General features: G+C 63.1%; 21 protein-coding genes. 7 read left to right on the top strand and 14 right to left on the bottom strand.

Annotated elements, in window-relative coordinates; genetic code table 11:
- Nucleotides 1–55 precede the first annotated feature (55 nt).
- The 3 genes from FO013_RS10150 to FO013_RS10140 all read right to left on the bottom strand — a co-directional run bounded on the left by FO013_RS10150 (nucleotide 56) and on the right by FO013_RS10140 (nucleotide 4,350).
- Nucleotides 56–1,591 (bottom strand): MFS transporter, encoded by a 1,536-nt coding sequence (locus tag FO013_RS10150; RefSeq protein ID WP_143922440.1) that lies wholly within the window; start codon nucleotides 1,589–1,591, stop codon nucleotides 56–58.
- Nucleotides 1,592–2,069: 478 nt separating this feature from the next.
- Entirely contained in the window at nucleotides 2,070–3,161 is a 1,092-nt protein-coding gene (locus FO013_RS10145; RefSeq protein WP_143922439.1) for a branched-chain amino acid aminotransferase, read from the bottom strand.
- Nucleotides 3,162–3,312: 151 nt separating this feature from the next.
- A complete protein-coding gene (locus FO013_RS10140) occupies nucleotides 3,313–4,350 on the bottom strand; it encodes a 3-isopropylmalate dehydrogenase (RefSeq protein ID WP_143922438.1) in 1,038 nt (345 codons plus the stop codon).
- Between the two features lie 190 nt (nucleotides 4,351–4,540).
- Between FO013_RS10140 and FO013_RS10135 the strand changes: the two genes are divergently transcribed.
- Together FO013_RS10135 and FO013_RS10130 are read left to right on the top strand one after the other, a co-directional pair.
- Nucleotides 4,541–5,392, top strand: a complete 852-nt coding sequence (locus FO013_RS10135) for an HpcH/HpaI aldolase/citrate lyase family protein (RefSeq protein WP_143922437.1) — start codon at nucleotides 4,541–4,543, stop codon at nucleotides 5,390–5,392.
- A 10-nt stretch (nucleotides 5,393–5,402) separates the two neighbouring features.
- On the top strand, nucleotides 5,403–6,161 hold the full coding sequence (locus tag FO013_RS10130; RefSeq protein WP_143922436.1) for a phosphatase PAP2 family protein: 759 nt from the start codon (nucleotides 5,403–5,405) through the stop codon (nucleotides 6,159–6,161).
- Between the two features lie 35 nt (nucleotides 6,162–6,196).
- Here FO013_RS10130 and serA read toward each other — a convergent pair whose 3' ends face one another.
- The 5 genes from serA to FO013_RS10105 all read right to left on the bottom strand — a co-directional run bounded on the left by serA (nucleotide 6,197) and on the right by FO013_RS10105 (nucleotide 12,999).
- Nucleotides 6,197–7,789, bottom strand: a complete 1,593-nt coding sequence (gene serA / locus FO013_RS10125) for a phosphoglycerate dehydrogenase (protein WP_143922435.1) — start codon at nucleotides 7,787–7,789, stop codon at nucleotides 6,197–6,199.
- A 176-nt stretch (nucleotides 7,790–7,965) separates the two neighbouring features.
- A complete protein-coding gene (locus tag FO013_RS10120) occupies nucleotides 7,966–9,258 on the bottom strand; it encodes a GNAT family N-acetyltransferase (protein WP_143922434.1) in 1,293 nt (430 codons plus the stop codon).
- A gap of 130 nt (nucleotides 9,259–9,388) precedes the next feature.
- Nucleotides 9,389–10,420: a ketol-acid reductoisomerase gene (ilvC, locus tag FO013_RS10115; protein ID WP_143922433.1), complete on the bottom strand. Its 1,032-nt coding sequence runs from the start codon at nucleotides 10,418–10,420 to the stop codon at nucleotides 9,389–9,391.
- A gap of 132 nt (nucleotides 10,421–10,552) precedes the next feature.
- Entirely contained in the window at nucleotides 10,553–11,065 is a 513-nt protein-coding gene (gene ilvN / locus FO013_RS10110; protein WP_096178825.1) for an acetolactate synthase small subunit, read from the bottom strand.
- Nucleotides 11,062–12,999, bottom strand: coding sequence for an acetolactate synthase large subunit (locus FO013_RS10105; protein ID WP_143922432.1), 1,938 nt, complete (start codon nucleotides 12,997–12,999; stop codon nucleotides 11,062–11,064). Before FO013_RS10105 ends, ilvN begins: the two co-directional genes overlap by 4 nt.
- A 357-nt stretch (nucleotides 13,000–13,356) precedes the next feature.
- Here FO013_RS10105 and FO013_RS10100 point away from each other — a divergent pair, with 357 nt between their 5' ends.
- Together FO013_RS10100 and FO013_RS10095 are read left to right on the top strand one after the other, a co-directional pair.
- Nucleotides 13,357–15,129, top strand: coding sequence for an ABC transporter ATP-binding protein (locus tag FO013_RS10100; protein WP_260848084.1), 1,773 nt, complete (start codon nucleotides 13,357–13,359; stop codon nucleotides 15,127–15,129).
- On the top strand, nucleotides 15,126–16,976 hold the full coding sequence (locus tag FO013_RS10095; RefSeq protein WP_143922430.1) for an ABC transporter ATP-binding protein: 1,851 nt from the start codon (nucleotides 15,126–15,128) through the stop codon (nucleotides 16,974–16,976). The genes FO013_RS10100 and FO013_RS10095 overlap by 4 nt, the downstream gene beginning before the upstream one ends.
- 205 nt (nucleotides 16,977–17,181) lie before the next feature.
- On the opposite strand, the gene FO013_RS22365 is transcribed toward FO013_RS10095, so the two are convergent.
- Nucleotides 17,182–17,658 (bottom strand): hypothetical protein, encoded by a 477-nt coding sequence (locus tag FO013_RS22365; RefSeq protein WP_186293047.1) that lies wholly within the window; start codon nucleotides 17,656–17,658, stop codon nucleotides 17,182–17,184.
- A 90-nt stretch (nucleotides 17,659–17,748) separates the two neighbouring features.
- Here FO013_RS22365 and FO013_RS22360 point away from each other — a divergent pair, with 90 nt between their 5' ends.
- On the top strand, nucleotides 17,749–18,036 hold the full coding sequence (locus tag FO013_RS22360; protein ID WP_186293046.1) for a hypothetical protein: 288 nt from the start codon (nucleotides 17,749–17,751) through the stop codon (nucleotides 18,034–18,036).
- Between the two features lie 305 nt (nucleotides 18,037–18,341).
- Here the strand turns inward: FO013_RS22360 and FO013_RS10085 are convergent, their stop codons facing one another.
- Nucleotides 18,342–18,947: a protein-L-isoaspartate O-methyltransferase family protein gene (locus FO013_RS10085; RefSeq protein ID WP_143922428.1), complete on the bottom strand. Its 606-nt coding sequence runs from the start codon at nucleotides 18,945–18,947 to the stop codon at nucleotides 18,342–18,344.
- Between the two features lie 95 nt (nucleotides 18,948–19,042).
- Here FO013_RS10085 and FO013_RS10080 point away from each other — a divergent pair, with 95 nt between their 5' ends.
- Both FO013_RS10080 and FO013_RS10075 read left to right on the top strand, forming a co-directional pair.
- Nucleotides 19,043–19,561 (top strand): adenine phosphoribosyltransferase, encoded by a 519-nt coding sequence (locus tag FO013_RS10080; RefSeq protein ID WP_143922427.1) that lies wholly within the window; start codon nucleotides 19,043–19,045, stop codon nucleotides 19,559–19,561.
- 239 nt (nucleotides 19,562–19,800) lie between these two features.
- A complete protein-coding gene (locus FO013_RS10075) occupies nucleotides 19,801–20,622 on the top strand; it encodes an aldo/keto reductase (RefSeq protein ID WP_143922426.1) in 822 nt (273 codons plus the stop codon).
- A 123-nt stretch (nucleotides 20,623–20,745) separates the two neighbouring features.
- Here FO013_RS10075 and FO013_RS10070 read toward each other — a convergent pair whose 3' ends face one another.
- The 4 genes from FO013_RS10070 to FO013_RS10055 all read right to left on the bottom strand — a co-directional run bounded on the left by FO013_RS10070 (nucleotide 20,746) and on the right by FO013_RS10055 (nucleotide 25,073).
- Entirely contained in the window at nucleotides 20,746–21,687 is a 942-nt protein-coding gene (locus FO013_RS10070; RefSeq protein WP_143922425.1) for a D-2-hydroxyacid dehydrogenase family protein, read from the bottom strand.
- A gap of 94 nt (nucleotides 21,688–21,781) precedes the next feature.
- The gene (ilvD, locus tag FO013_RS10065) at nucleotides 21,782–23,494 is read right to left on the bottom strand and encodes a dihydroxy-acid dehydratase (RefSeq protein ID WP_143922424.1); all 1,713 of its coding nucleotides are present in this window, start codon (nucleotides 23,492–23,494) and stop codon (nucleotides 21,782–21,784) included.
- Nucleotides 23,495–23,606: 112 nt separating this feature from the next.
- On the bottom strand, nucleotides 23,607–24,554 hold the full coding sequence (locus tag FO013_RS10060) for a 2-hydroxyacid dehydrogenase (protein ID WP_143922423.1): 948 nt from the start codon (nucleotides 24,552–24,554) through the stop codon (nucleotides 23,607–23,609).
- Nucleotides 24,555–24,608: 54 nt separating this feature from the next.
- Nucleotides 24,609–25,073 (bottom strand): MarR family winged helix-turn-helix transcriptional regulator, encoded by a 465-nt coding sequence (locus FO013_RS10055; protein WP_143922422.1) that lies wholly within the window; start codon nucleotides 25,071–25,073, stop codon nucleotides 24,609–24,611.
- Nucleotides 25,074–25,075: the final 2 nt, after the last annotated feature.

Genomic DNA, 25,075 nt, shown 5'->3' with positions numbered 1-25,075 from the left:
GAGATTTTCGATCAGTGTCAGCCCAGGTCAGAGGTGAAGCTAAGCAACTGGAACCTCAACCGAGCGCTTCGCCCGTGGTCTCACGCGCAAGCAGACCCATCAGCACCACCGCCACGATCACGAGCAGTCCCGTGAGCGTGAAGGTCATTGTCAGTCCGAGGACTGGCCACATGAACGCACCGAAGACCAGCGGAGCAATACCGGTTGCAATGCGTGAGGCCGCAGATGCCCAGCCGAAGCCTGAACCTCGCAGACGTGTCGGGTACAACTCCGACACGTAGGTGTAGAGAGTGGGAATCGCGATCTGCACGACGAACCCGAATCCGATGATGCTGGCCTTGGCGGCGAAGGTCAGCTCTGAACCCGAGGCCTCGATGAACACTGCAGCGCCGACCAACAGGAGGGCGGAGACGATCGAGGTCGCTCCGAGCACCCATTTTCGACCCACGCGTTCGACGATCAGAGCCGAGACGATGACGCCGAGGATGCCCACCGCGGTCATCGATCCGGTGACCATGAATGCTGCCTGATCGCCCAAGCCCTGCTTCTTCAGGATGCCCGGCAGCCACGTCAGTGCCGCGTAGTAGACAAGGAGAACGGACACGAACAGCGACCACGAGACGAGAGTCGTCTTCGCCGAGTACTGCCAGAGCTGGACCAGCTGGCCGCTGGCTGCACGAAGCTGTTTGTTGACGGAAGTCACCGTTCCTGCCGAGTCCGACGTCTTCACCGGCACCTGGGCCGGGCCGGTGACGTCGCCCGTGCCGGCGGTCCGGACTGCGGTCGTGCCGGCTGCGTCGCCCGTGCCGGCGGCACCGGAAGTGTCGGTCGTGCCGCTGGCACCAGAAGTGTCGGTCGTACTCACGATGGGGACATCGTGGGTCCAAGTCGTCACCTCCGCGCCGGTGCGCTCAACGAGCCGGGAGATGATGGCGTCGGCTTCGGCGTATCGTCCGACGGAAGCAAGGTAGAGGGGAGATTCGGGAATTCCGAAACGCACGGCCACCGTCAGCAGCGCGGGCACGATCATGACGAGCATGATGAGTCGCCAATCCCCCACGTCCAGCAGCATTGCAGAGACGAAGGCGCACAGCGATGCGCCGATCGGCCACCAACCGTCCATTGCCGTCAGGACTCGACCACGGTGCTTCTTGGGGGTGAATTCCCCGACGAGTGCATAGTCGACGGGGATGCATCCGCCGAGCCCGAATCCAGCGAGGAAGCGGAAGAGGATGAACCAGCTGAACGCTGGAGAGAAGGCGCCAGCGACGGTGAAGATCGAAAACACGAGGAGTGTGAGCGTGAAGGCCTTCTTGCGACCGATCACGTCAGCGATGCCACCCCAGATGAAGGCGCCCAACGCCATGCCGATGAGATTGGCCGTAGCGATCCAGGCGGCCTGGCCTACGCTCAGGCTCCAGTAGTCGCTGAGCAGTGGGATGAGGAACCCATTGAGGGCGACGTCCCAAGCATCGAACATGAACCCGAGGCCGCCGATGATGAAGATGGCACCTTGGGTTCGCCACCGCCACGGAAGGTTGGCGACGACTTCGGAGGCGGTCGGCGTGGACGCCGAGGTTGCAGTAGACACGAGGCCACAATACCTCTTTAACGCATTTGTGAGTAAAATTCTCCAAATCTTGTCTGCGCTTCGATCCAGGCGATGTCCCTTCTTCGCCGGCACGGCCCTGTGGCTGGGATCGCGCGGCTGCTCCCACCTGCGCCAGGTTCGTTTCTCTGGATCATCCCGATCTCAACTGTCCTCAGCACTGCGGTCTCAACTGTCCTCGGCACTGCGGTGGGAATCGTCTTCACTCTTTGGGGTGCAGCGTCGTTGATGCAGTTCGTCGCTGATACATCACAAGGACGGGGTGCAGCTAAAGAAAACGTCAGGTGGTGCTCAAGAAGATCGGGCGCAACTCAAGAGGGTCAGGCGCAGCGATCGAAATCGCAGCACCCGACCCTCTCAATGCGGGGCGTCCTGAGCCGCCATGTCTGAGCAGCCCTCAGCCCTCAGGCCTCAACACTCAAGTCCTCAGCCCTCGAGCCTCGAGCCTCGAACCCAGACTTCAGGCCAGACGAACCATCCAGTTGTTCTTATCCTCGGCGCGACCGTACTGGATGTCGAGCAGAGTCTTACGGAACTCCATGGTCTTCTCACCAGGCTCTTCACCGTGGTCGATCGTGAATTCGCTGCCGATGACACGGCCGATCGGAGTCACGACTGCGGCGGTGCCACAGGCGAAGGCTTCGACGATGTTGCCATTGGCAGCTCCCTCACGCCATTCATCGACGGAGATCTTGCGCTCTTCCGGCTGCAGGCCCAACTGCGGGGCGAGGTCGAGCAGGGACCGGCGAGTGACACCGTCGAGGATGGAGTCACCGAGCTCCGGAGTGAGCAGGCGGCCGTCCTTGGTCACGAGCATGAGGTTCATTCCGCCGAGCTCATCGACGTATTTGTTCTCTGCCGCATCGGTGAACAGGACCTGCTGGCAACCCTGGGCTGCAGCTTCGTTCTGCGCTGCCAGCGAGCCAGCGTAGTTGCCGCCGCACTTGGCGAATCCGGTGCCGCCGGCGCCGGCGCGGTTGAAGTTCTGCGACAGCCAGATCGAAACAGGTTTGATGCCGCCGGAGAAGTACGGTCCGGCGGGGCTGGCGATGACGTAGTAGTCAACCTCATGGCTGGAGCGCACGCCCAGAAACCGTTCGGTGGCGATCATGAATGGGCGCAGGTACAGGCTCGACTCGTCGGCTTCGGATTCAGGGGTGGGAACCCACTGCTGATCGAGTGAGACCAGTGCCTTGATCGATTCGATGAAGTCGGATTCCGAGATCTGCGGCAGCGCAAGACGCTCGGCGGACTTGTTGATGCGCGCAGCGTTGCGCTCGGGACGGAAGGTCCAGACGGAGCCGTCTGCGTGGCGGTAGACCTTCATGCCTTCGAAGATCTCCTGCGCGTAGTGGAACACTGCAGCCGCAGGATCGAGCACCAGCGGGCCGTACGGCTTCACTTCGTGAGCGTGCCAACCATCGTCAAGGGTGTACCTGACATGGGCCATGTGGTCGGTGAAGTAGAGCCCGAATCCGGGGTCCTTCTTGATGTTCTCTCGCACCAGCTCGGGTTGCGGCTGGACATTCTTGAGAACGGCAAACTTGGTCATAAGAACTCTTTTCTCATTTGTGATGAGTGACACTGTCAGGGTAGTCCATCACCCCGGTGCGCGTCGCACCGGGGTGATGGCTCACGAATCGTCCAGTCGGCCCTCGCCTCGCCGAGGTGGTCGTGCCCGACCTCGGCCCCTGCAGGCCACGTCAGCTCAGGCGGGCAGCGATCGCGTCGCCCACCTCGGCGGTGGAGCGCTTGGTTCCGTCGCGGTCGGCCAGATCGGCTTCGACAGCGGTCTCGATCGACTTCGCCACGACATCGAGCCCCAGGTGCGAAGCCATGAGCGCACCGGAGAGGATCGAGGCGGTGGGATCGGCAATCTGCTGACCGGCGATGTCCGGGGCCGATCCGTGGATGGGCTCGAACAGGCTCGGTCCCGTGCCTTCGACATTGAGGTTGCCCGATGCGGCCAGACCGATGCCGCCGGTGACAGCCGCGGCGAGGTCGGTGAGGATGTCACCGAAGAGATTGTCGGTGACGATCACGTCATAGCGGCCGGGGTCGGTGACCATGTAGATCGTGCACGCGTCCGTGTGCTCGTAGTTGAACGTCACCTCCGGGTACTCTGCGCCGACCTTCTCGACGACGCGACGCCATAGGTGACCCGCGTGGACCATGACATTGTGCTTGTGGACGTAGGTGAGCTTCTTGCTCCTGGCCTGCGCACGTTCGAACGCATCGCGGACTGCCCGCTCCACGCCGTACCAGGTGTTGATCGAGACCTCGGTCGCGACCTCATAGGGGGTATCGGTGCGCACCGAGCCGCCCATTCCAGTGTAGGAGCCTTCGGTGCCTTCGCGGACGACGACGAAGTCGATCTCGCCGGGGTCGGCCAACGGGCTGGTGACTCCGGCGAAGAGCTTCGAGGGACGCAGGTTGACTGCGTGGCTCAGGCCGAAGCGCATCTTGAGGATCACACCTCGCTCGAGCACGCCCGACGGCACACTCGGGTCACCGCAGGCGCCGAAGAAGATGGCATCGTGGGAACGCAGCGATTCCAACTCGTCGTCCGTGAGTGTCTCGCCGGTTTCGTGCCAGCGCTTGGCACCGACCTCATAGTCCGTGAGATCGAGTTCCACGGGCTCGCCTGACACCTCGATGGCGCGCTTGAGGACCTTGAGACCTTCGGGGACGACCTCGTTGCCGATACCGTCGCCGGGCATGACTGCAATTGAGAACTTCATGGTCTCAGACTAGAACTCATCTCAGCATGCAACTTGGTCGTCCTACTATTCGGACACATTTCGACTGCCGGGTTCAGCGAATCCCGTCATCCACAATTTCATGTCTCAAACTTCGTTCCCGACTACAATTTCGCGGCCCGAGCGTCGAAGATGGGAGGAACACCCCGAAACCCCCAGAGAAAGTCGATCATTGACAGAGACGATCCGCAACGCCCGAGCCGCCGCACTTCCCGCCAAGCTCTCACGCTCCTGGCTATTGGTCAACGCGGCCAAGGAGGAGATCTTCACCGAGGCGCAGATCTCCGAATCGGATTCCGTCATCTTCGACCTCGAGGCCTCGGTCTCCGATGACAAGAAGCTCGCCGCCCGCGACAATGTCGTCCGTGCTCTTGAAGGCGGCATGTCCGCATGGGTCCGGATCAACAAGATGGACTCTGAGTTCTGGGACGACGACCTTGCCTCCATCGCCATGCTCCCCGGCCTGCGCGGAGTGATGCTGCCCGAGACGGAACGTCCCGAGCAGGTCTCCTACACTGCGATGCGCGCGAAGGCGGGACTCCCGGTCATCGCTCTGCTCGAATCTGCGATGGGTGTGGAGAACGCGACAAAGATCGCCGAGGCGCCGGGCACATTCCGCCTTGCCTTCGGAACGAATGACTTCCGCAAGGACACCGGCTTCTCCGGCGATCCGATGGCACTGGCCTATGCCCGCTCACGACTGACCATCGCCTCGCGCATGGGTGGACTGCCCGGTGCGATCGACGGCCCCTCCGCAGCTGTTGCCAGCGATGAACAGGTCCGCACGGACGCCGAGGTGACCCACATGATGGGCATGACCGGAAAGCTCGTGCTCAACGTCGATCAGGTCGTCACGCTCAACGAGTCGATGAGCCCGAGCGAGGACGAGCGCGACTGGGCCCGCCAGCTGCTCGAGGCAGCCGAGGGCGGTTCCGAGATCACCGACGGCTCATACCTGCCACGCCTGGCCCGCGCGAAGAAGATTGCGTCCCTGGCATCAACCTACGGACTCTGGAACGCCTGAGTTCTCAGGAATGTCGGTCCGTCAACCCTCGTGGATTCTGTGGTCCACCCTGCCGGCGGTCCTCCTCGTCGTTGCCTTCGGCCTATGGCTGAGAGTCAATGTCCCCGGGCCCACGTCGGTTGACCAGGACTGGCTGAATCTCGTCGGGCTTGATCCCGACACCTCCGGATACTGGCTGGCGGTCATCCTCGCCGAGGTGGGAGGGGGTACGGGGGCCGTGATCTGCACCGGCCTGCTGGCTGCGCTCTTCATACTCCTGCGACGATTCCGCTCCGCGGGCGTCCTCGTGACCACCATGCTCATGGGAATCGTCCTGTCCGAGCTGCTCAAGGCCGTGGTCACCCGGGTCCGACCCAGTGAACAGCTCTATGACTCGCTAGGCTATTCCTATCCTTCGGGCCATTCCATGGGTGCCGCAGCGCTGGCCCTCGGCCTCGCCTTCATCGCCTCTCGAGCACATATGCTGCGTCTGTCCGAGGTGGGTGCAGTCGCTCCATTGGCGATCCCGCCTGAGGACACGGACGAGGTCGACGCCGTTCCGACCGAGATCACTGCCCCGCTCGAACCGGTGCGACTGCAGTTCCACTGGTCGATGGTCCTGGCCTTCGCGTGGATCCTGCTGATGATGTGGTCGCGCACCGCGCTGCAGGTGCACTGGCTCTCCGACACGATCGCCGGAGCCCTCATCGGCATCTCGGCTGCGGTACTCGCCGATGAACTCTGGACCTGGGCGACGATAAGGTCCCGTTCACCTCATTCTCAGAGGTGAACGGGACCCGTTCGTTCTGCTGTTTCCTGTCGAGGTCAGTCCTCGCTCAGTGAGACTCCGCTGAAGGCTGATGCGTTGACGGCTCCGGCCACTGCCTTGATGACTTCTTCAGATACTGCCGAATCGACTGCCAGCACTGAGAGTGCATCGTTGTCGGTCGCCGAGGGCGAAACCTGCATGCCGGCGATGTTGATGTCATTGGCACCGAGGGCCTGGCCCAGCTGACCGATGATGCCGGGACGGTCCTCATAACGGAAGATGAGCAGGTTGTCAGTGAGCTCGATCTCCAGGTCGAAGTCGTTGACCTCGGTGAGCTTCTGCACGAGCTTCGGTCCGGTCACGGTGCCCGAGACGGAGATCCGCTGCCCTTCGCTCGTCGTCGCGGTCAGCCGGGTGACGTTGCGGAAGGATTCGCAGTACGGATCGGTGACCAGCTCGACGCCGATGCCGCGCTCCTCAGCCAACAGCGGTGCGTTGACGTAGGAGACCTGATCGGACACGACGTCCTTGAACAGGCCCTTGAGCGCAGAGAGCTTGAGGACGGACACGTCCTTGTCTGCGATCTCACCGTTGACCTCGACCTTGAAGTGGGTGACAGAGGAGTTCGCCAGTGAGTTGACGACTCGGCCGAGTCGTTCGGCCAGGGGAATGCCGGGGCGCACGTCCTCGTGGATGGCTCCGCCGGCAACGTTGACCGCGTCGGGAACGAGTTCACCGGCCAGAGCCTTGCGCACGGACTTGGCCACAGCGACGCCGGCCTTCTCCTGTGCTTCAGCGGTCGATGCGCCGAGGTGGGGCGTGACGTTGACGGCGTCGAGTTCCATCAGCGCCGAGTGCTCCGGAGGTTCGGTGTTCCATACGTCGATGCCGGCACCTCCGACCTCACCTGCGGCGATCGCCTCGGCGAGGGCGTCCTCGTCGATGATGCCGCCGCGGGCCACATTGATGAACCGTGCACCCGACTTCGCGGCCTTGAATTCCTCGGTGCTGATCATGCCGATCGTCTCCGGGGTCTTGGGCATATGGACGGTGACGAAGTCGGACACGGCCAACAGTCCGGGCAGGTCGACGACCTCGACGCCCATCTGTGCGGCGCGAGCCTGAGTGATGTAGGGGTCGTAGCCGACAAGGCGCATGCCGAATGCCTTCGCGCGCTCGGCCACGAGACCGCCGATGCGACCGAGTCCGACGATGCCCAGAGTCTTCTCGTAGAGCTCCACGCCCGTGTACTTCGAACGCTTCCACTCCCCTGCCTTGAGCGAGGTGTTGCCGGCGCCGAAGTAGCGCGCGGATCCGAGGATGTGGGCCATCGTGAGCTCCGCCGCGGAGATGATGTTCGAGGTCGGAGCGTTGACGACCATGACACCCGCCGAGGTGGCCGCCGGGACGTCGACATTGTCGAGTCCGACTCCGGCGCGGGCGATGACCTTGAGACTCCTCGCAGCACCAATCGCCTCGGCATCGACCTGAGTGGCGGAGCGGACGAGAATCGCATCGGCATCGACGATGTCGTTGAGGAGCTGAGAGCGGTCAGCACCTTCGGTGTGACGGATCTCGAAGTCGCCTCCGAGGGCATCGATGGTGGCCGGTGACAGATTTTCGGCGATGAGCACGATGGGCTTGGGCACTGAGTTCCTCCTGAAGCGTGTGGGACGCGTCCATCTTATGAGACTTTGTGAATGCTTTCACAAAGTCTCAAACTCTGGGAAGTGAGTCTCGGCACACTCAGTCGCGGATCTCAGGTACGTCGCCCGGGTCTGGGCCCCAGAAACCGTTGGGTGAGTTCAGAAACCGTTGGGTGAGTTCAGAAACCGTTGGGTGAGTAAGGCATCCGGCCCAGGTTGAACATCGAGCTGGCGCGCACGGCAGCACCCGGCACATTCTCGTCGATGCGTCCTGCGCGGGCGAGGATGACAGGATCGGCGCCGCCGAAGTAGAGAGAGCCGAGTTCCGCGATGCCCATGCTCAGATCGGCAGGGGCCGAATCGGGGGCGGTTTCGACGACGGCGTTCTCGCCGTCGGAGGTGATCGTGAAGCGGCCACCAGCCAGATCGAGGGAATCGTCGATCTCGAGTACCAAAGTGCCGGGCACATACCAGGGCCTGGCTTCGAGTGCTGCCTTGACATCGAGGATCCGGATCCAGATGTTGTCCTCTGTGGACACTGTCCGAACGCGGCGGGAGTCGGTGAGCAGCCAGGGCAGCGGCGAGTCCTCGGCGGATTCTCCGAATGTCACTCTCGTCGACAGATCAATGGCGGCCAGGAACGACCAGAGTGAGGCATAGGCGGCGTCGGTGACCGCGACGAAGTCGATGAGATCGATCGTCGGCGGATTCTTCGACCAGCCGGCGAACTTATAGGACACGTAGCCGTCGGCTTCCCCCTGCTCGTTGAAGTGCAGGGCGGCACGTACACCGCGGTCGGCTTCGCCTGTGTCGGTGTTCAACGCGCCGGTGGCACGCTCGATGTAGGTCTGCTGGCGCTCCATGGCACCGGGCGAGGTGCGCATGAACTCCCCGTAGATCCTCGGAGCCAGTTCGCGCAGTTCGCTGGGCAGGCACATCTCGACTCGGCGGTCGGGCTCGTGGACCATCTTGAAACCGGGCGAGGTGTCGACCTCGATGGAGTGGGCCCAGGTCGCGACGCCGAAGCCGAAGCGGGAGTAGATCCCACCTTCGGTCGCTGTCAGTGCGGCGAACGGGTATCCGTCGGCCTTGGCCTCGGCGAGATCTGTCGTCATCAATGACCGCAGCAGTCCGCGCCGGCGGTGCGTCGGGCGCACTGTCACCCATGTGATCAGGTGACCGGGCACCAGACGCCCACCGCCCACGTTGACCAACTTCTCGAACCACGCGAAGGTCGCCACGGGAACGCTGGTGTCGAGGGCGTGCTCGTACTCCTGCTTCGCGTAGACGGCGGTGAGATTCCGCCCGTCGGCGATGGCCCGCTCGACACGGTTCTTCAGCGCATCATCGGTGGACCTGGCGTCATGGAATCCCACACTCGTCGAGGCGAAGTATCCCTGCGTGCGTTCATCGGGGGCGCCGGTGGACTCGTCGAAGGCGGGCTTGAAGTTCTCGAACCTGTAATTCGTCACGATTCCAACAGTAATTCACATCACCAGGATTGCGGGTCCGCAATGAGTGGAAATAGTCGCGTCCCACCGGGAGCGGGTACGACGAAGCCCCGGAGGCCAAGCGGCCTTCCGGGGCTTCGTGGTGTGACGATCAGCGAGCGGCAGTGCCCTCGGTGTAGTCGTCATCGGAGTCCTTGAGCCACGCGAACATCTTGCGCAGTTCGCGGCCTGTGGTCTCGATCGGGTGCGTCTCTTCCTTCGAGCGCAGTTCCTTGAACTCGGCCGCACCGTTCTTCTGGTCGTTCATGAAGCGCTCGGCGAACTTGCCGTTCTGGATGTCCGCGAGGACGGCTTCCATGTTCTTCTTCACGTCCGGGGTGATGACACGAGGTCCGGAGACGTAGTCGCCGTACTCAGCGGTGTCGGAGATCGACCAACGCTGTTTGGCGATTCCGCCCTCGACCATGAGATCGACGATGAGCTTGAGCTCGTGGAGAACCTCGAAGTAGGCGATCTCCGGCTGGTAGCCGGCTTCGGTGAGGACCTCGAAGCCGTACTGCACGAGGTGGGAGGTGCCGCCGCAGAGCACGGTCTGCTCGCCGAAGAGATCCGACTCGGTCTCTTCGGTGAAGGTGGTCTTGATGCCACCGGCACGCAGTCCGCCGATGCCCTTGGCGTAGGAGAGCACGAGCTCCCAGGCGCTGCCAGTGGCGTCAGCTTCGACGGCCACGAGAACGGGGACGCCGCGTCCATCGACGTATTCGCGACGCACAACGTGCCCGGGCCCCTTGGGTGCGACCATGATGACGTCGACGCCCTCTGGCGGCTGGATGTAGTCGAAGCGGATGTTGAAGCCGTGGGCGAAGAGCAGAGCGTTGCCGGGCGACAGGTTAGGAGCGATCTCGGCGTTGTAGATCTCGGCCTGAACCTGGTCAGGAGCGAGGATCACAACGAGGTCGGCCCATTCGGAGACCTCGGCGGGGGTGCCGACCTCGAGGCCTTCGGCTGCGGCCTTGTCGCGGCTGGCGGAGCCTTCCTTGAGGCCGATGCGAACCTCGACACCCGAATCGCGCAGGCTCAGTGAGTGCGCGTGGCCCTGGCTGCCGTAGCCGATGACGGCGACCTTCTTGCCCTGGATGACGGACAGATCTGCGTTGTCGTCGTAATAGCGTTCTGCTGCCATAGTTCTCTTGCTCCTTCAGAGGTTTGGGGTACTCCCCCATTGTTTCACAGTTCGGTACTGCTGTTCACTTGTTGAGATGGTTGACGTTCCACGAAGTGGAACGTCAAGACGTCAGCTGCGCAGTGTCCACGATCAGCTGCGCAGGGCGCGATCGGTGATCGATTTCGATCCGCGGCCGATGGCCACGGTGCCCGATTGCACGATCTCCTTGATCCCGAACGGCTCGAGGACTTCACGCAGGGCCTCGACCTTGCCCAGCTCGCCGGTGGCTTCGACGCTGACGGAATCGGGTCCCACGTCCACGATCTTGGCACGGAACATCTCCACTGCCGCAGCGACCTGCGGACGAGTGGTGGCGTTGGCCTTGACCTTGTAGATGATGTGGGCTCGACGCACAGAGGTGGCCGGTTCGAGCTCGACGATCTTGATCACGTTGACCAGCTTGTTGAGCTGCTTGGTCACCTGCTCCAGCGGCACGTCCTTGACGTCGACGACGACCGTGATGCGCGAGAGCTCATCATGTTCGGTCACGCCCACGGCGAGGCTGTGGATGTTGAAGCCGCGGCGGGCGATGAGGCCGGTGAAGCGAGTGAGCACGCCGGGCTTGTTCTCGACCAGGACTGAGAGTGTGTGCCGGTTGTTCATTCCAGGCCTCCTTCGATCTGTGCCACGGAGCGAACCGTGCCGTCTTCTTCCGTGCCTGCGTCCGCGATCTGTCTCTCGGCCTGCTCGTCGCCTTCGCCGTCGAACTCGGGGCGAATGCCGCGTGCGTATTCGATCTCGTCGTTGGATACTCCAGCGGCGACCATCGGCCACACCATGGCGTCCGGTGGGACCGTGAAGTCGAGCACCACGGGACGGTCGTTGGTCTCCAGCGCCGTCTTGATCGCAGCGTCGACGTCGTCGTTGCTGTCCACGCGCAGGGCCAGGCAGCCGTAGGCCTCGGCGAGTTTGACGAAGTCGGGGATCCGGATCGTCTCATGCCCGGTGTTGAGATCGGTGTTGGAGTACCGGCCGTCATAGAACAGGGTCTGCCACTGTCGAACCATGCCCAGTGACGAGTTGTTGATGATCGCGACCTTGATCGGGATGTCGTTGAGCGCGCAGGTCGCGAGTTCCTGGTTGGTCATCTGGAAGCATCCGTCGCCGTCGATCGCCCAGACCACCCGGTCCGGCTCGGCGACCTTCGCACCCATCGCCGCAGGCACCGAGTAGCCCATGGTGCCGAGGCCACCGGAGTTCAGCCATGATTTGGGGCGTTCGAACTCGACGAACTGGGCGGCCCACATCTGGTGCTGGCCGACACCGGCAGCGTAGACCGCCTCAGGTCCGGTCAGGGCCGAGATCCGCGAGATCACATACTGCGGATCGCAGAGTTCATCCTGTGTGTCATAGCCCAGCGGGTAGGTCGTCTTGAGGCGGTTGAGGAAGCGCCACCAGGGCTCGCGCTGACGCTCGAGAGCCTTGGGGAACTTGCCGCGCAACTCGGTGAGCATCTCCGCAAGCACCTCTCGGGCATCGCCGACGATGGCGACGTCGACGTCACGATTCTTCCCGATCTCCGCCGGGTCGATGTCGGCGTGGATGACCTGCGCATTCGGTGCAAAGGAATCGAGGTTGCCGGTGACACGGTCATCGAACCTGGCGCCGATGGTGATGAGGAGGTCGGATTTCTGGAAGGCGGTCACTGCGGGCACGCTGCCGTGCATACCCGGCATTCCCAGGTGCAGCTGGTGCGAATCGGGGAACGCACCACGGGCCATCAAGGTCGTGGCGACGGGAATGTTGGTCGCCTCGGCGAGCTTGAGCAGCTCCTTCTCCGCCTGGGAGCGGATGACACCGCCGCCGATGTAGAACACGGGGCGCTGGGCATCCGAGATGAGCCGGACGGCTTCGCGGATCTGCTTCGCATGCGGCTTGAGGATGGGACGGTACCCGGGCAGTGCCGGCTCCTCGGGCCAGACGAAGGGAGCGGTGCCCGTCTGGGCGTCCTTGGTGACGTCGACGAGGACCGGACCCGGCCGGCCTGTGGTCGCGATGTGATGGGCGTTGAGTATCGCCGAGGGAATGTCCTCGGGCTTGGTCACGAGGAAGCTGTGCTTGGTCACCGGCATCGTCATTCCCACGATGTCGGCTTCCTGGAAGGCATCGGTGCCCAGCAGCTTCGAGCTCTGCTGACCGGTGATGGCCAGTATCGGGACGGAATCCATGTGGGCGTCGGCGAGCGCCGTGATGAGGTTCGTCGCACCCGGACCCGAGGTTGCGATGCACACGCCCAGCTTGCCCGATGCTGCGGCATAGCCTTCGGCCGCGTGCCCGGCTCCCTGCTCGTGACGAACGAGGATGTGACGGATCTTGTCGGTCTCGAACAGCGGGTCGTAGGTCGGAAGGATGGTACCGCCGGGAAGGCCGAAGACCGTCTCGACCTCGAGAAGCTCGAGGCTGCGGACGATCGCCTGCGCTCCGGTGAGGACCTCAGGGGTCGAGTTGCGTCGAATGCTTGACGGGGTCGCGGTCACCGGGGCTGGGCTGGGCGCAGTGCCAGTTCCCGCTGACTGGGCCGAGGGCGTGGCTGCCATCGTTTCGTATCCTTCCTAGTGATCCATCTTGTCTCCGCATGAAAAAAGCCCCTCCGGTTTCGGTAGGGGCGCGCGGAACGTGTCGTGTTGACAGGCTACGGAAGATCCGCGCGCTGGTGAATAACGACGACAAGAAGGTGAGTCATGGCTCAATAGTTCACCGCTGACAATAAGCGTGTCAAACGTCGCAATGGATCGTCTCGAAACTTGGGACTGACATCGACTGAGGGGTGAGATCGCAGGGCGGGGTCCGCAATCGCGCCCATGAAGCCGCCCATGGAGGAAGGGAAGGTTCGATTGTGAGAACCATGGACTACGACACGCGCCCCGACTAGGCTCTCAAAGGTGCGTCCCCTCTTGCGTTTCTGGCCCGATCTGCGTTCTCGCATCGGCGTGTACATCGCTGTGCTCGCCCTCACCCTCCTCGCCAACGGCATCCAACTCATCATCCCCCTGATCACCGGTCACATCATCGACGGCCCCATCGCCCACCGTGATCTCTCCGGTCTGTGGCTGCCCGTGCTCGGGGTCCTCATCATCGGCATTGCCGAGGCGGTGGCACTGTGGGGTCGCAGACTCCTCGTCGCTCCCGTCGTCGCCCAATGGGAGATCACCTGGCGATCACGTCTCTTCGACCGACTCCAGTACACCTCGGTGGCCATCCACGATTCGTGGGAATCGGGGCAGCTGCTCTCGCGCGCGATCAATGATCTCTCGCAGCTGCGACGGTTCTTCGCCTTCGGGATCCCCTTCCTCGTGACGACCCCGCTGATCATCATCATCGGCACCATCATCCTCACCTTCCTGCAGCCGGTCTTCGGTCTGATCATGCTGATCATGGCCATACCGACGATTGCGACGGTCACAGTCTTCGAGAAGCGCTACCGGGAGGCCTCCCGGCTCTCCCAGGACACCGTCGGCGAGATCACCACCGAGGTCGAGGAGTCGATTCAGGGGATCCGGATCCTCAAATCCTTCGGCCGCTCTCCCTGGGCTGCACAGCGGTTCTCCCTTCTGTCACGGAAGTTCCAGGGCGTCGAAGTGCGCAAGGCGAAGCTCGACTCCTGGTTCTGGAGTGTGCTGATCCTTCTGCCCACACTCGCCCAGGCAGCCATCGTGGCAGTCGGCACCTGGGGCGTCGTGCAGGGGTGGACGACGATCGGCACCGTCGTCGCCGGTGTGACCATCTCGATGGTGATGCGGATGCCGATCGAGATGCTCGGCTTCCTCCTCGCCGATGCCCTCATGGCCCTGACCGCTGCGGCCAGGTACTGGGAGGTGATCGACATCCGGCACAACATCACCGACGCCGACGGTCGGATCGCCGATGCCCCCGATATAGGTCGCTACAAGGGCGAGCTGGATTTCGAGGATGTCGACTTCCACTTCGCCGACACCGACCGTGAGACCCTGAAGAACCTCAATCTGCATATCGAACCGGGCCAGACCCTTGCCATCGTCGGTGCGACCGGGTCGGGCAAGACGACCTTGGCCTCCCTCGTCCCACGCCTGCAGGACGTCACCGGCGGATCCGTGCGCGTCGATGGCACCGATATTCGAGATCTGCCCGTCAACGAGGTGCGCAACCTGGTGTCTGTGTCCTTCGAAGACCCGATCCTGTTCTCCACCTCGGTGGCTGAGAACGTGAGCATGGGTGCGCCCGGGGTCGACGACGACGCGATCTGGCAGGCCTTGGAGATCACGGCCGCGAAGGACTTCGTCGAACGGCTGCCGGAGGGACTCGATACGCAGGTCGGCGAGCAGGGCCTGTCTCTGTCCGGTGGACAGCGACAGCGCCTGGCCTTGGCGCGTGCGGTGATCGGTGCGCCCCGAATCCTCGTCCTCGACGACCCGCTGTCCGCCGTCGACGTCGATACCGAGGATCGGGTGCAGCGGGCGCTGCGGGAGATCCTGCCCGATTCGACGACGCTCATCATCGCCCACCGTCCGTCCACCTCAGCGCTGGCCGATGCCGTTGCCGTCCTCAATGAGGGTCGCATCGTCGCGTTGGGCACCCACGATGAGCTGCTGGGCTCCTCGCCGCTCTACCGTGAGCTTATGGGTGCGGCCGATCACTCGACGGTCGAGCGCTCTGCGGCCGAGCACTCCGCCGAAGGGGGCACGCGATGAGCATTCCCCGTCTCAATGAGGACGAGGTCGAGCAGCTTCCGCCGGACATCGCGAAGAAGGCCCGTGCGCTGCTGCTCTCACTGGTCCGACCGCATCTGCCAATGGCGATCTTCCTGTTCGTCATCGTCGTGCTCACCGCTCTGTTCCTCGTCATCGGTCCGATCTTCATCGCCGATGCGCTCGACAACGGTGTTCCGAAAGCTGTCGAGGGTGATCCGGGGCCGCTGATTCGGGCTGTCTCCGCCTTCGTCATCTCCGCCATCGCCTCGGCGGTGCTCGCTTTCGCCTCGACGAGGCTGGTCGGCATCACTGCGCAGAAGGTCGTCTACACTCTCCGCTCTCGCCTGTTCGGGCACATCCAGCGCCTCGACTTGGGCTACCACGAGAGGTCGACCTCGGGCCGACTGGTGTCGCGGCAGACCTCCGATATGGAGTCGGTGCAGCAGTTCCTCACCTATTCGCTCTTCGACACGGCGCTGGCCCTGTTCGAGATGACGTTCATCGCCGTCACTCTCATCGTCCTCGACGTGCCCCTGGCCATCGTGGTCTTCCTCGGGTTCATCCCGCTGTTCTTCATCACCAAGTCCGCACACACTTCACAGCGCAACGCCTACCGTCGGACTCGGACCTCGATCGCCAAGGTCATCGTCCACTTCGTCGAGACCATGGGCGGGATCCGTGCTGTTCAGGCTTACCGCCGGCAGCCCGATCGCCGCGGCACCCTCAAGGACGAGGACACTGCGTACCGCGACGCCAACACCGATGCCCTGCGCGGCGTAGCCTGGTTCGCGGGCTGGACTCGGCTGGTCGGCAATGTCACGCAGACGGTCATCATCATCGTCGGCGCGTGGCTCGTCATCGAGGATTGGACTCAGGTCGGCGTGCTCGCGGCGTTCATCCTCTACCTGCGCCGGTTCTACGGTCCGCTTGATGAACTGGTTCAGTCATTCAACCTCTATCAGTCCGCCTCGGCGGCGTTGGAGAAGATGGCCGCTGTTCTCGACACCGATCCCGAGGTGGTGGCACCGACGAGGCCGAGGGCGCTGCCCGCGCACAGTTCCCACCAGAGTTCAGGCGCAACCTCGGCGGCGGACCCTTCTTCGAAACCCAGCGGGCGCTCGATCGAACTCAATCATGTCCGCTTCTCCTACGGCGACGGTCCCGATGTCCTCCCCCGGTTCGACCTGCGCATCCCAGTGGGGGAGATCGTGGCGCTCGTGGGCGCCACTGGCGCGGGCAAGTCGACCTTGGTCAAGTTGGTCACTCGGTTCTACGATCCCAGCGAAGGTCGGATCACCATCGACGAGGTGGACCTGCGTGATCTTGACGATGCCCAGCTGCGTCAGAGCGTCGTCATGGTCACCCAGGAGTCGTTCCTGTTCGCGGGCACGATCGCCGACAATATTCGCATCGGCAATCCCGATGCCGGTGATGACGAGGTGATCGCTGCGGCCACAGCCGTCGGCCTGGATCCCTATATCCGCAATCTGCCCGAGGGCTACGACACGGATGTGAAGAAGCGCGGCGGTCGGCTGAGTTCAGGACAGCGCCAGCTCGTGTCCTTCGCCCGCGTGTTCTTAGCGAACCCGGACATCGTCGTCCTCGATGAGGCGACCGCCCATCTCGACATCCCCTCCGAACGGCTGGTGCAGAAGGCGCTGGCGACAGTTCTCGAGGGACGCACCGCGATCATCATCGCCCACCGGCTGTCGACTGTGGAGATCGCCGACCGTGTCCTCGTCATGGACTCCGGGCGAATCATCGAAGACGGCACGCCCGACGAGCTGATCTCTGGGGCAGGCAAGTTCGCCCAGCTGCACAAGGCGTGGCGGGATTCGCTGGTGTAGGGCTGTGGAGAGACTCGTTGGTGTAGGAGGGCTGTGGCGGTCGCGGGACTCATTCTTGACGTCAAGGGCTCGGTCTCGGTCGTCGATCAGCGGGACGAACCGGTAGGCGCGTGCGCGGAGGTGAGGCGGGAGCGGGAGCGGATGCGGATGACTTCAGCTACCCCAACCTGCGAAACGACTCCACCTGCACGGTGCTTTTGCGGCCTCACGTATCCAATGACTGCGCGACTCGCGCATTGACCAATCGGGCAAGCTCCGTGAACCTCCGCTGCCGGAAGAGATCCTTCCAGAACACCCTCACCACGTGGTAGCCGAGTTCGCGAAGCTGCCGCTCACGTTCGCGCTCTCTGTCAAAAGCCGCTCTGTGGTCACGATCATTGAGGAAATATTTGGCTCGCCCATCGAACTCGACGATGATCATCGCCTGCCGATGGAGGAAGTCAACGCGGGCCACGAATCTCCCCTGAGCATCGCGAACGTCGACTTGCGGCCGGAATCCGAGGATCTGGTTTTCGAAGAACCGCACCGCGACCATCGACTCGGCCGGTGACTCCCTGAGCGGATCCGTCAAATCGATCGCAGTAATCAAACGATTCCTGTTCCTCACCTCGTTGGCCGTGTCGACGACATCGAGGAGTTCTCGGTTGGTCACAAGGTTCCGGCGCAGTGCATTGTCGAGCATCGGAACACTGACATCCAAGGTGTAGTCACGAGCGATGTCAATGAGCGTCCTCGCAAGGGACGTAACGGCAACATCTCCGATTCTGTCGACGTGCTCAGGCGGGAGCTTTCGCTTCCGGACGAGCAGATTGGTGTGACGCCGACTGATTTCCGGTCGCATCACCTCAACACGTTCGTCGACCGGACGAGAGACCTCCAACTCCCAGAGGAGGGCTGCAGAGATGTGAGAGAAGACTTCACTGTGCAAATTGCCACTGGCAACCTGCTGCAGGCTGTTGATTCTGTCGGCTCGTGCCCTGATGAGAACCTTCAGCCTTTCGAGTACGTCACGGAAGTCGTTCTTCAGCTCAAGCAGGCTCGAATCCTCTTGGTCGATTGATTCCCAAATGCGTCGGTGGCGTTCGTCTTCACACCTGCGCCGGACTGCAAATCGACCGCGAGCCACGCGCTCCAGGCAGCAGTCGGCCGCCCTGCGAACTTCACGATCGGAAAACCCCAGCCTGAGCAAGCTTGCCGTGTCAAACACTTGATACATGCATCCATAGTGCAGCTAATATCATCAAATAACAATAAACAACATTCATCGGGTTTACTTCGAATACCTCAACCTGCGAGACAACTCCACCTGCACGGTGCTTTTGCAGGTTCGGGTGGCCGACGGCTGCCCCGGCTCGTGGGAGGTCTTCAATCTCGGACCAATGGGACGAAGCGGTACCGGCCGTGCCTTGTGATGGTGACACCGTCCACTTCGGCATTGGAGCGCTGGACCTTCAGCATCTCACCCTGGACCGGTATCACCATGACGCCTCCCTGCGCCAGCTGGTCAACAAGCTCCCGCGGCAGCATTTCTGCACCGGCTGAGACGAGGATACGGTCGAAGGGCGCTTCGTCAGGCAGCCCCAGGACGCCTGCGGTCGCGGTCCTGATCTCAACTCTGTCCACGTCGCCATTGTCCGCTCTGGCCAAGCTCAGTGACTTCTGGGCACGCTCAATGAGCTTCTCGTGTCGTTCAACACCTGTCACATGGCCGTTGGGACCGACAAGGACGCCAAGGAGAGCCGTCGTCCATCCCGAACCTGACCCCACGTCGAGGACCCGATCACCGAGTTGCGGGTCAAGGAGCTCGAGCATGTCGGCGACCGTGCTCGGTTGGGAGTTCGTCTGGCCATGTCCGATCGGCAGCGGTACGTTGCTGGAGGCGGAGCCTCGCTCCTCCCTCGGCAGAAACAACTCGCGGGGTACCTGGGAAAAGGCCTCGGTGACCGAGACCTGTGGGTGTTTGGGTTCCACTGCGACCTCCGATCCGGTGGCGTCTACGCTACTCCCCACCGAGTATCGTTGCTCCCCACCGAGTATCGCCAGCCCCCACCGAGTATCGTTGTCCCGTGACGAATACCGATCTCGAACGCGCACAGACCCTGATCACTTCGATTCCCGACTACCCGCAGCCGGGGGTGAACTTTCGCGATATCTCACCGCTCATCGCTGATGGTCCTGCACTGCGTGCCGTCACCGAGGCGCTCATCGCACCGTTCGAGGGCCAGTTCGACATCGTCGGCGGCCTTGAAGCTCGCGGCTTCCTCTTCGCCGGAACGATTGCGGCGATGACAGGAGTCGGGATTCTGCCCATCCGCAAGGCAGGCAAACTGCCTCGCCCGGCCGCAGCAGTCTCCTACTCACTCGAATACGGAACTGCGACCATCGAGGGGCCCGATGTCCTCAAGAAGGGCGAGCGTGTGCTCCTTGTCGATGACATCCTGGCCACAGGCGGAACCTTGTCCGCCGCTCAAGCTCTTGTGAGGGAGCTCGGGGCAGAGGTGGTCGGCTCGGCAGTCGTCCTCGAGCTCAAGGATCTTCGCGGTCGGTCGCTGACCGGGGATGTGCACACCGTCTTCGCCGACTGACGGACAGCGGCCGCCGGCTGTCCCGCTCCCCCGCGCCGAGGCGGTTCATTCTTCGGGTTCGCTCGTCCTCCGGCTACGCTCGTCGACAGTGCACCGAGACACGGATCACTCAAGTCGGGTTCGGCAGTCAGGAATGCATGGACACCATCGTCACGTTATAAGCTCGCAGAGGCACCGCCACCGCGGTGCCTGGCACTGGCATCACAACAGACCACCAATTCGTGACGAAAGGCGGCACCTTGACGGTTCCAACACTCACACTCAATGACGGCAAGACCATTCCCCAGCTGGGCTTCGGCGTCTTCAAGGTCGATCCCGAGGAGACCGAGCGCATCGTCACCGACGCACTCGAGGTCGGCTACCGCCACATCGACACGGCTGCCGTCTACGGCAATGAAGAGGGCGTGGGTCGAGCCATTGCGAACTCCGGCATTGCCCGAGATGAGCTCTTCGTGACCACCAAGCTGTGGAACGACCGCCACGGTGCCGAGGAATCGAAGCGCGCTCTGGGCGAGAGCCTCGAGAAGCTGGGCCTCGATCATGTCGACCTCTACCTCATCCACTGGCCGACACCGGAGAACAACAACTCGGTCGAGACTTGGGAGGCTTTCCCCTCCTACCGCGATCAGGGTCTGACCACCTCGATCGGTGTCTCGAACTTCGACCACCGCTACCTGCCGCAGATCCTTGAGACCGGGATCATCCCGGCCGTCGACCAGATCGAGTGCCACCCGCAGTTCCAGCAGGTCGAGACCCGTCCGCTGCTGACCGAGCACGACATCAAGGTCGAGGCCTGGGGCCCGCTCGGACAGGGCAAGGTCGACTACGCAGACACCGTCATCGGTGAGATCGCGTCGACCCACGGCAAGTCCTGGGCGCAGACCATCATCCGGTGGCACCTGCAGCGCGGACATGTCGTCTTCCCGAAGTCGAACAACCGCGACCGCATGGCCCAGAACTTCGATGTCTTCGACTTCGAACTCACCTCCGCCGAGGTGGCCGCCATCGACTCGCTGGAAAACGGCGGTCGCGTGTCCGGTGATCCCGCCGACGTGAACTGAACCAGTCGCGTCGGCTTCGCGCCGAAGGACCTCGGTCAGGGCCCGCCTGGAGCATCATCGCTCCGGGTGGGCCTTTTCCTTGCATCTGGGCCGGCCCTTCGCCGTCGGCGGACTTACCTGGGCTCAGGTGAGCTGACGGATCGGCTCCCCCGCCTGCCAAGCAGCGATGTCTTCGACTGCCTGGGTGAAGAAGATTCGGTACGTGTCCTCGGTGACGTAGCCCAGATGCGGGGTCAGCACGGTCCTCGGAGTGCTGCGCAGAGGATGGTCGGCTGGCAGCGGTTCAGTGTCATACACGTCGATCCCCGCGCCGCGAATGCGACCTTCTGCCAATGCGTTCTGCAGTGCTTCCATGTCGACGAGGCCCGCCCGTGAAGTATTGATGAAGATGCTGCTCGGCTTCATCAGCGACAGCTCCGCGGCAGAGACGAGTCCGCGGCTGCGCTCGCTGAGCTTGTAGTGCAGGGTCAGCACGTCGGAGGTGGCGAAGAGCTCCTCCTTGCCCACAGCATGTGCCCCGACATCGGCGGCACGCGTCTCATCGAGGTTCTGGCTCCAAGCCACGACGTCCATGCCGAAGGCGGCACCGACACGGGCGACCTGGGTGCCCAGCCTGCCCAGTCCGATGACGCCGAGCCTGTGTCCGAAGAGGTCACCGCCCACGGTCGACTGCCAGCCGCCGGAGTGCACGGCGGCATCTTCGTTTGGGATGCTGCGCAGAACCGAGAGGATGAGTCCCCATGTCAGCTCCGGAGTCGCCGAGGTGGTGGATTCTGTCCCGCAGACCGTGATCCCCTGCGAGCGGGCGGAATCCAGATCGATGGAGGCGTTGACTCGGCCCGTGGTCACCAGCAGCCTCAGATCAGGCAGGCGTGACAACCGGGCGGCGGAGAAGAGAGTACGCTCACGCATCGCAACGACGACCTCGGCGCCGGCCACTGTCCGCACGAGATCCTCGGTGTCACGGATCGGGCGGGTGACGAAGTCGATCTCAGCCCCAAGCGCCTCCCAATTCGCGTAAGCCGCCGCCACGTTCTGGTAGTCGTCGAGCACAACGATGTGCATGCCTGTCCCTCTCGTGTTGGTCGGTCCCTGATGCTCGCCGAGGCGGTGCGGACATCGGTCCGCACCGCCTCGGCGATGGATGGCTCTCCCTCACTCAGAAGCAGACGGCACCGGTGGAGGCCGACTGCACGAGCTTGGCGTACTTGCCGAGCACACCGGTGAGGCGGTGGTTCTCGGGGATCGTCCAGGTCTTGCGACGCTCGGCGAGGACCGATTCTTCGACGTGGAGTTCGATCGAGCGGGCCGCGATGTCGACGGTGATCTTGTCGCCGTCCTGGACGAGGGCGATCGGTCCGCCATCGACGGCCTCGGGTGCGACGTGGCCGATGCACAGGCCGGTCGAGCCTCCGGAGAACCTGCCGTCGGTGATGAGCAGAACGTCCTTACCGATGCCTGCACCCTTGATCGCACCGGTGATGGCGAGCATCTCGCGCATGCCTGGTCCGCCCTTGGGTCCCTCGTAGCGGATGACGACGACGTCGCCCTTCTTCAACTCACCGTTCAGCACGGCATCCATGGCCGGCTTCTCCTGGTTGAACACACGAGCTGTGCCTTCGAAGACATCGGCATCGAAGCCAGCGGACTTCACGACCGCACCCTCGGGAGCCATCGAGCCCTTGAGCACGGTGAGGCCGCCGGTGGCATGGATCGGATTGTTGAGCGCGCGGAGGATCTTGCCGTCGGGATCCGGCGGATTGATGCTCTCCAGGTTCTCCGCGACGGTCTTGCCGGTCACGGTCAGGCAGTCGCCGTTGAGCAGTCCCGCGTCGAGCAGGGCCTTCATCACCACGGGCACGCCGCCGATCTTGAACACATCGTTCATCACGTACTGGCCGAAGGGCTTGACGTTGCCCAGGTGCGGGACCTTGTCACCGATGCGGTTGAAGTCATCGAGGTCGAGTTCGACTCCGGCCTCGTGGGCGATGGCCAGCAGGTGGAGAACGGCGTTGGTTGAGCCGCCGAAGGCCATGACCACGGCGATCGCGTTGTGCAGCGATTCCCTCGTGATGATGTCCTTCGTCGTGATTCCCTGACGCAGCAGGTTGACGACGGCGTCACCGGATTTGCGCGCGAACATCGTGCGGTCGCGGTGGATGGCCGGTGGTGCGGCCGAACCGGGCAGTGACATGCCCATGGCCTCGGCGGCCGAGGCCATGGTGTTCGCGGTGTACATGCCACCGCAGGCTCCTTCACCTGGACAGACGGCGCGTTCGATGGCATCCACGTCGCCCTGGGTGATGGTCCCCGCGCGGCAGGCACCGACGGCTTCGAAGGCGTCGATGAGGGTGACTTCCTTCTCGCTGCCATCTGACATCTTCGCGGTGCCCGGCATGATCGAACCGTTGTAGAGGAAGACGCTGGAGAGACCGAGGCGGGCCGATGCCATGAGCATGCCCGGGATCGACTTGTCACAGCCAGCCATGAGGACGGATCCGTCAAGACGCTCGGCGCTCATCACGGTCTCAACCGAGTCGGTGATGACCTCGCGTGAGACCAGCGAGTAGTGCATGCCCTCGTGGCCCATGGAGATGCCGTCGGAGACGGAGATCGTGCCGAACTCCAGGGGGAATCCACCTGATTCGTGGACGCCTTCCTTGGCAGCCGCGCCGAGACGCTGCAGAGACATGTTGCACGGGGTGATCTCGTTCCACGAGGTCGCGATGGCAATCTGCGGCTTCACCCAGTCGTCGTCGCCCATTCCGACTGCCCTCAGCATGCCGCGTGCGGCAGTGGCTTCGAGTCCGTCGGTGACGTCGCGAGATCGGGGTTTGATGTCCGGGGTGGTGGAGTTCGTATCAATGCTCATGCAGGCACTCTACGCCCGCGTCCACCATGCATATGCCAAGTTCTCGCATGTTGGAACTTGTTTTGAGCAGTTCATCGAGAACTGACCAGCAGGTCCTCGAGAGCTGCTCCGATCACTGCGTGGAGACGAGGTTGAGCGGCGCTTCGCCGTCGTTGAGTCGACGGACCTGCTCGGCCAGGATCTTCACCACACGAGGCTCGAACGCCGAGGTGTCGCCTCCCTCATGAGGTGTGATGAGCGTGTTCGGCGTCCCCCACAGCGGATGGTTGTCCGGCAGCGGTTCGGGATCCATCACGTCGAGGGCGGCATGGAGACGGCCGGTGCTCAATTCGGCCACGAGCGCGTCGGTGTCGACGACCTTGCCTCGAGCGACGTTGACGATGAGAGCGTTGTCGGGCAGCTGGGCCAGGAAGTCCTTGTCGACAAGCTTGTTCGTCGAGTCCGTCAGAGGCGTGATGAGGACGACCACCTCGGTGTGGGGAAGCAGCTTCGGCAGCTCCTCGACGCTGTGGATCTTCCCGCGATCGTCTTCGCGTGCCCTCGTCGCAACCCGTGTGAGGTCGACTTCGAAGGGTTCGAATCGATCGGCGATCGCCGACCCGATCTCACCGGCGCCGATGATCATGACGCGACGGTCCTGCAGGGAACGGTTGCGCTTGTGGTTCCAGATCCTTGCACTCTGCGCGCGCACGGCATCATCGATTCCGCGCAGGCTGGCCAAGGTCAGAGTCAGGGCGAGCTCGGCCGTTCCGCCGGTGTGCACGCCCGAGGCGGTCGCCACCTGGATGCCGCGCTCGGGCAGGTGCGCGACTGGGTCGTAGCCGGTGGTCTGGGTGACGACCAGGCTCAGGTTCGGCAGCTCGTCGAGCAGTTCGATGGTCGGTCCCGAATCGAGGTACGGAAGCACGACGACATCGACATCGTCTCGGCTCAGCTTCGCCGACTTCTCGACATCCGAATAGACGACCAGATCGACGTTGGCGCGCTGGTGCGCCGGAATCCGGGCGATGACGCGGTTGCGGAGTTCGGAATCTGGGAAGGCAATGGTCTTGATCGACATAGACACATTGTCCCACGAACTGCCTCACTCGGGCAGGGCCCAAACAAGGAGATCCTATTCGGGCAGCGCCTTGCCGATCCTTGCGAATACTCGCTCGATGACCTCGAGTTCCTCATCGTCGACGTGGGAGAGGAACACCTCGTCGATGTTCTCCCGGTGCTGACGTCCCGCACTGAGGAAGGCCTGCGCCCCAACCTCGGTGAGACCGACGTTGTGCGCCCGCTTGTCCTCCGTGCATTCCGTCTTCGCCACCAGACCGGCGTCTTCCAACACCTTGATCCGGTAGTTGAGCCGTGAGGGTGAGAACACCAACTTCTTGGCCAGCACGCTCATCGTCAGCAGGTGAGTCGGCTCCTCCCACAGCAGCAGCAGCGTGTTGTAATCGCTGACGGTCAGACCGGCCCTGTCCTTGAGGTTGCCCTCGAGGTTCTGCCTCAGGCGCTGCGAGGTCTCGAAGTAGACCCGCCACGATCTCTGCGCGAGCGCGTCACGATTCCGGCCGAGCTTGATCTCGACCATCG

Origin of the sequence: Brevibacterium aurantiacum (genome assembly GCF_007558825.1) — a bacterium.
Classification (GTDB): Bacteria; Actinomycetota; Actinomycetes; order Actinomycetales; family Brevibacteriaceae; genus Brevibacterium; species Brevibacterium aurantiacum_A.
Note: the sequence above shows the minus strand (reverse complement) of the source record. Positions and strands in the feature narration are given on the sequence as shown.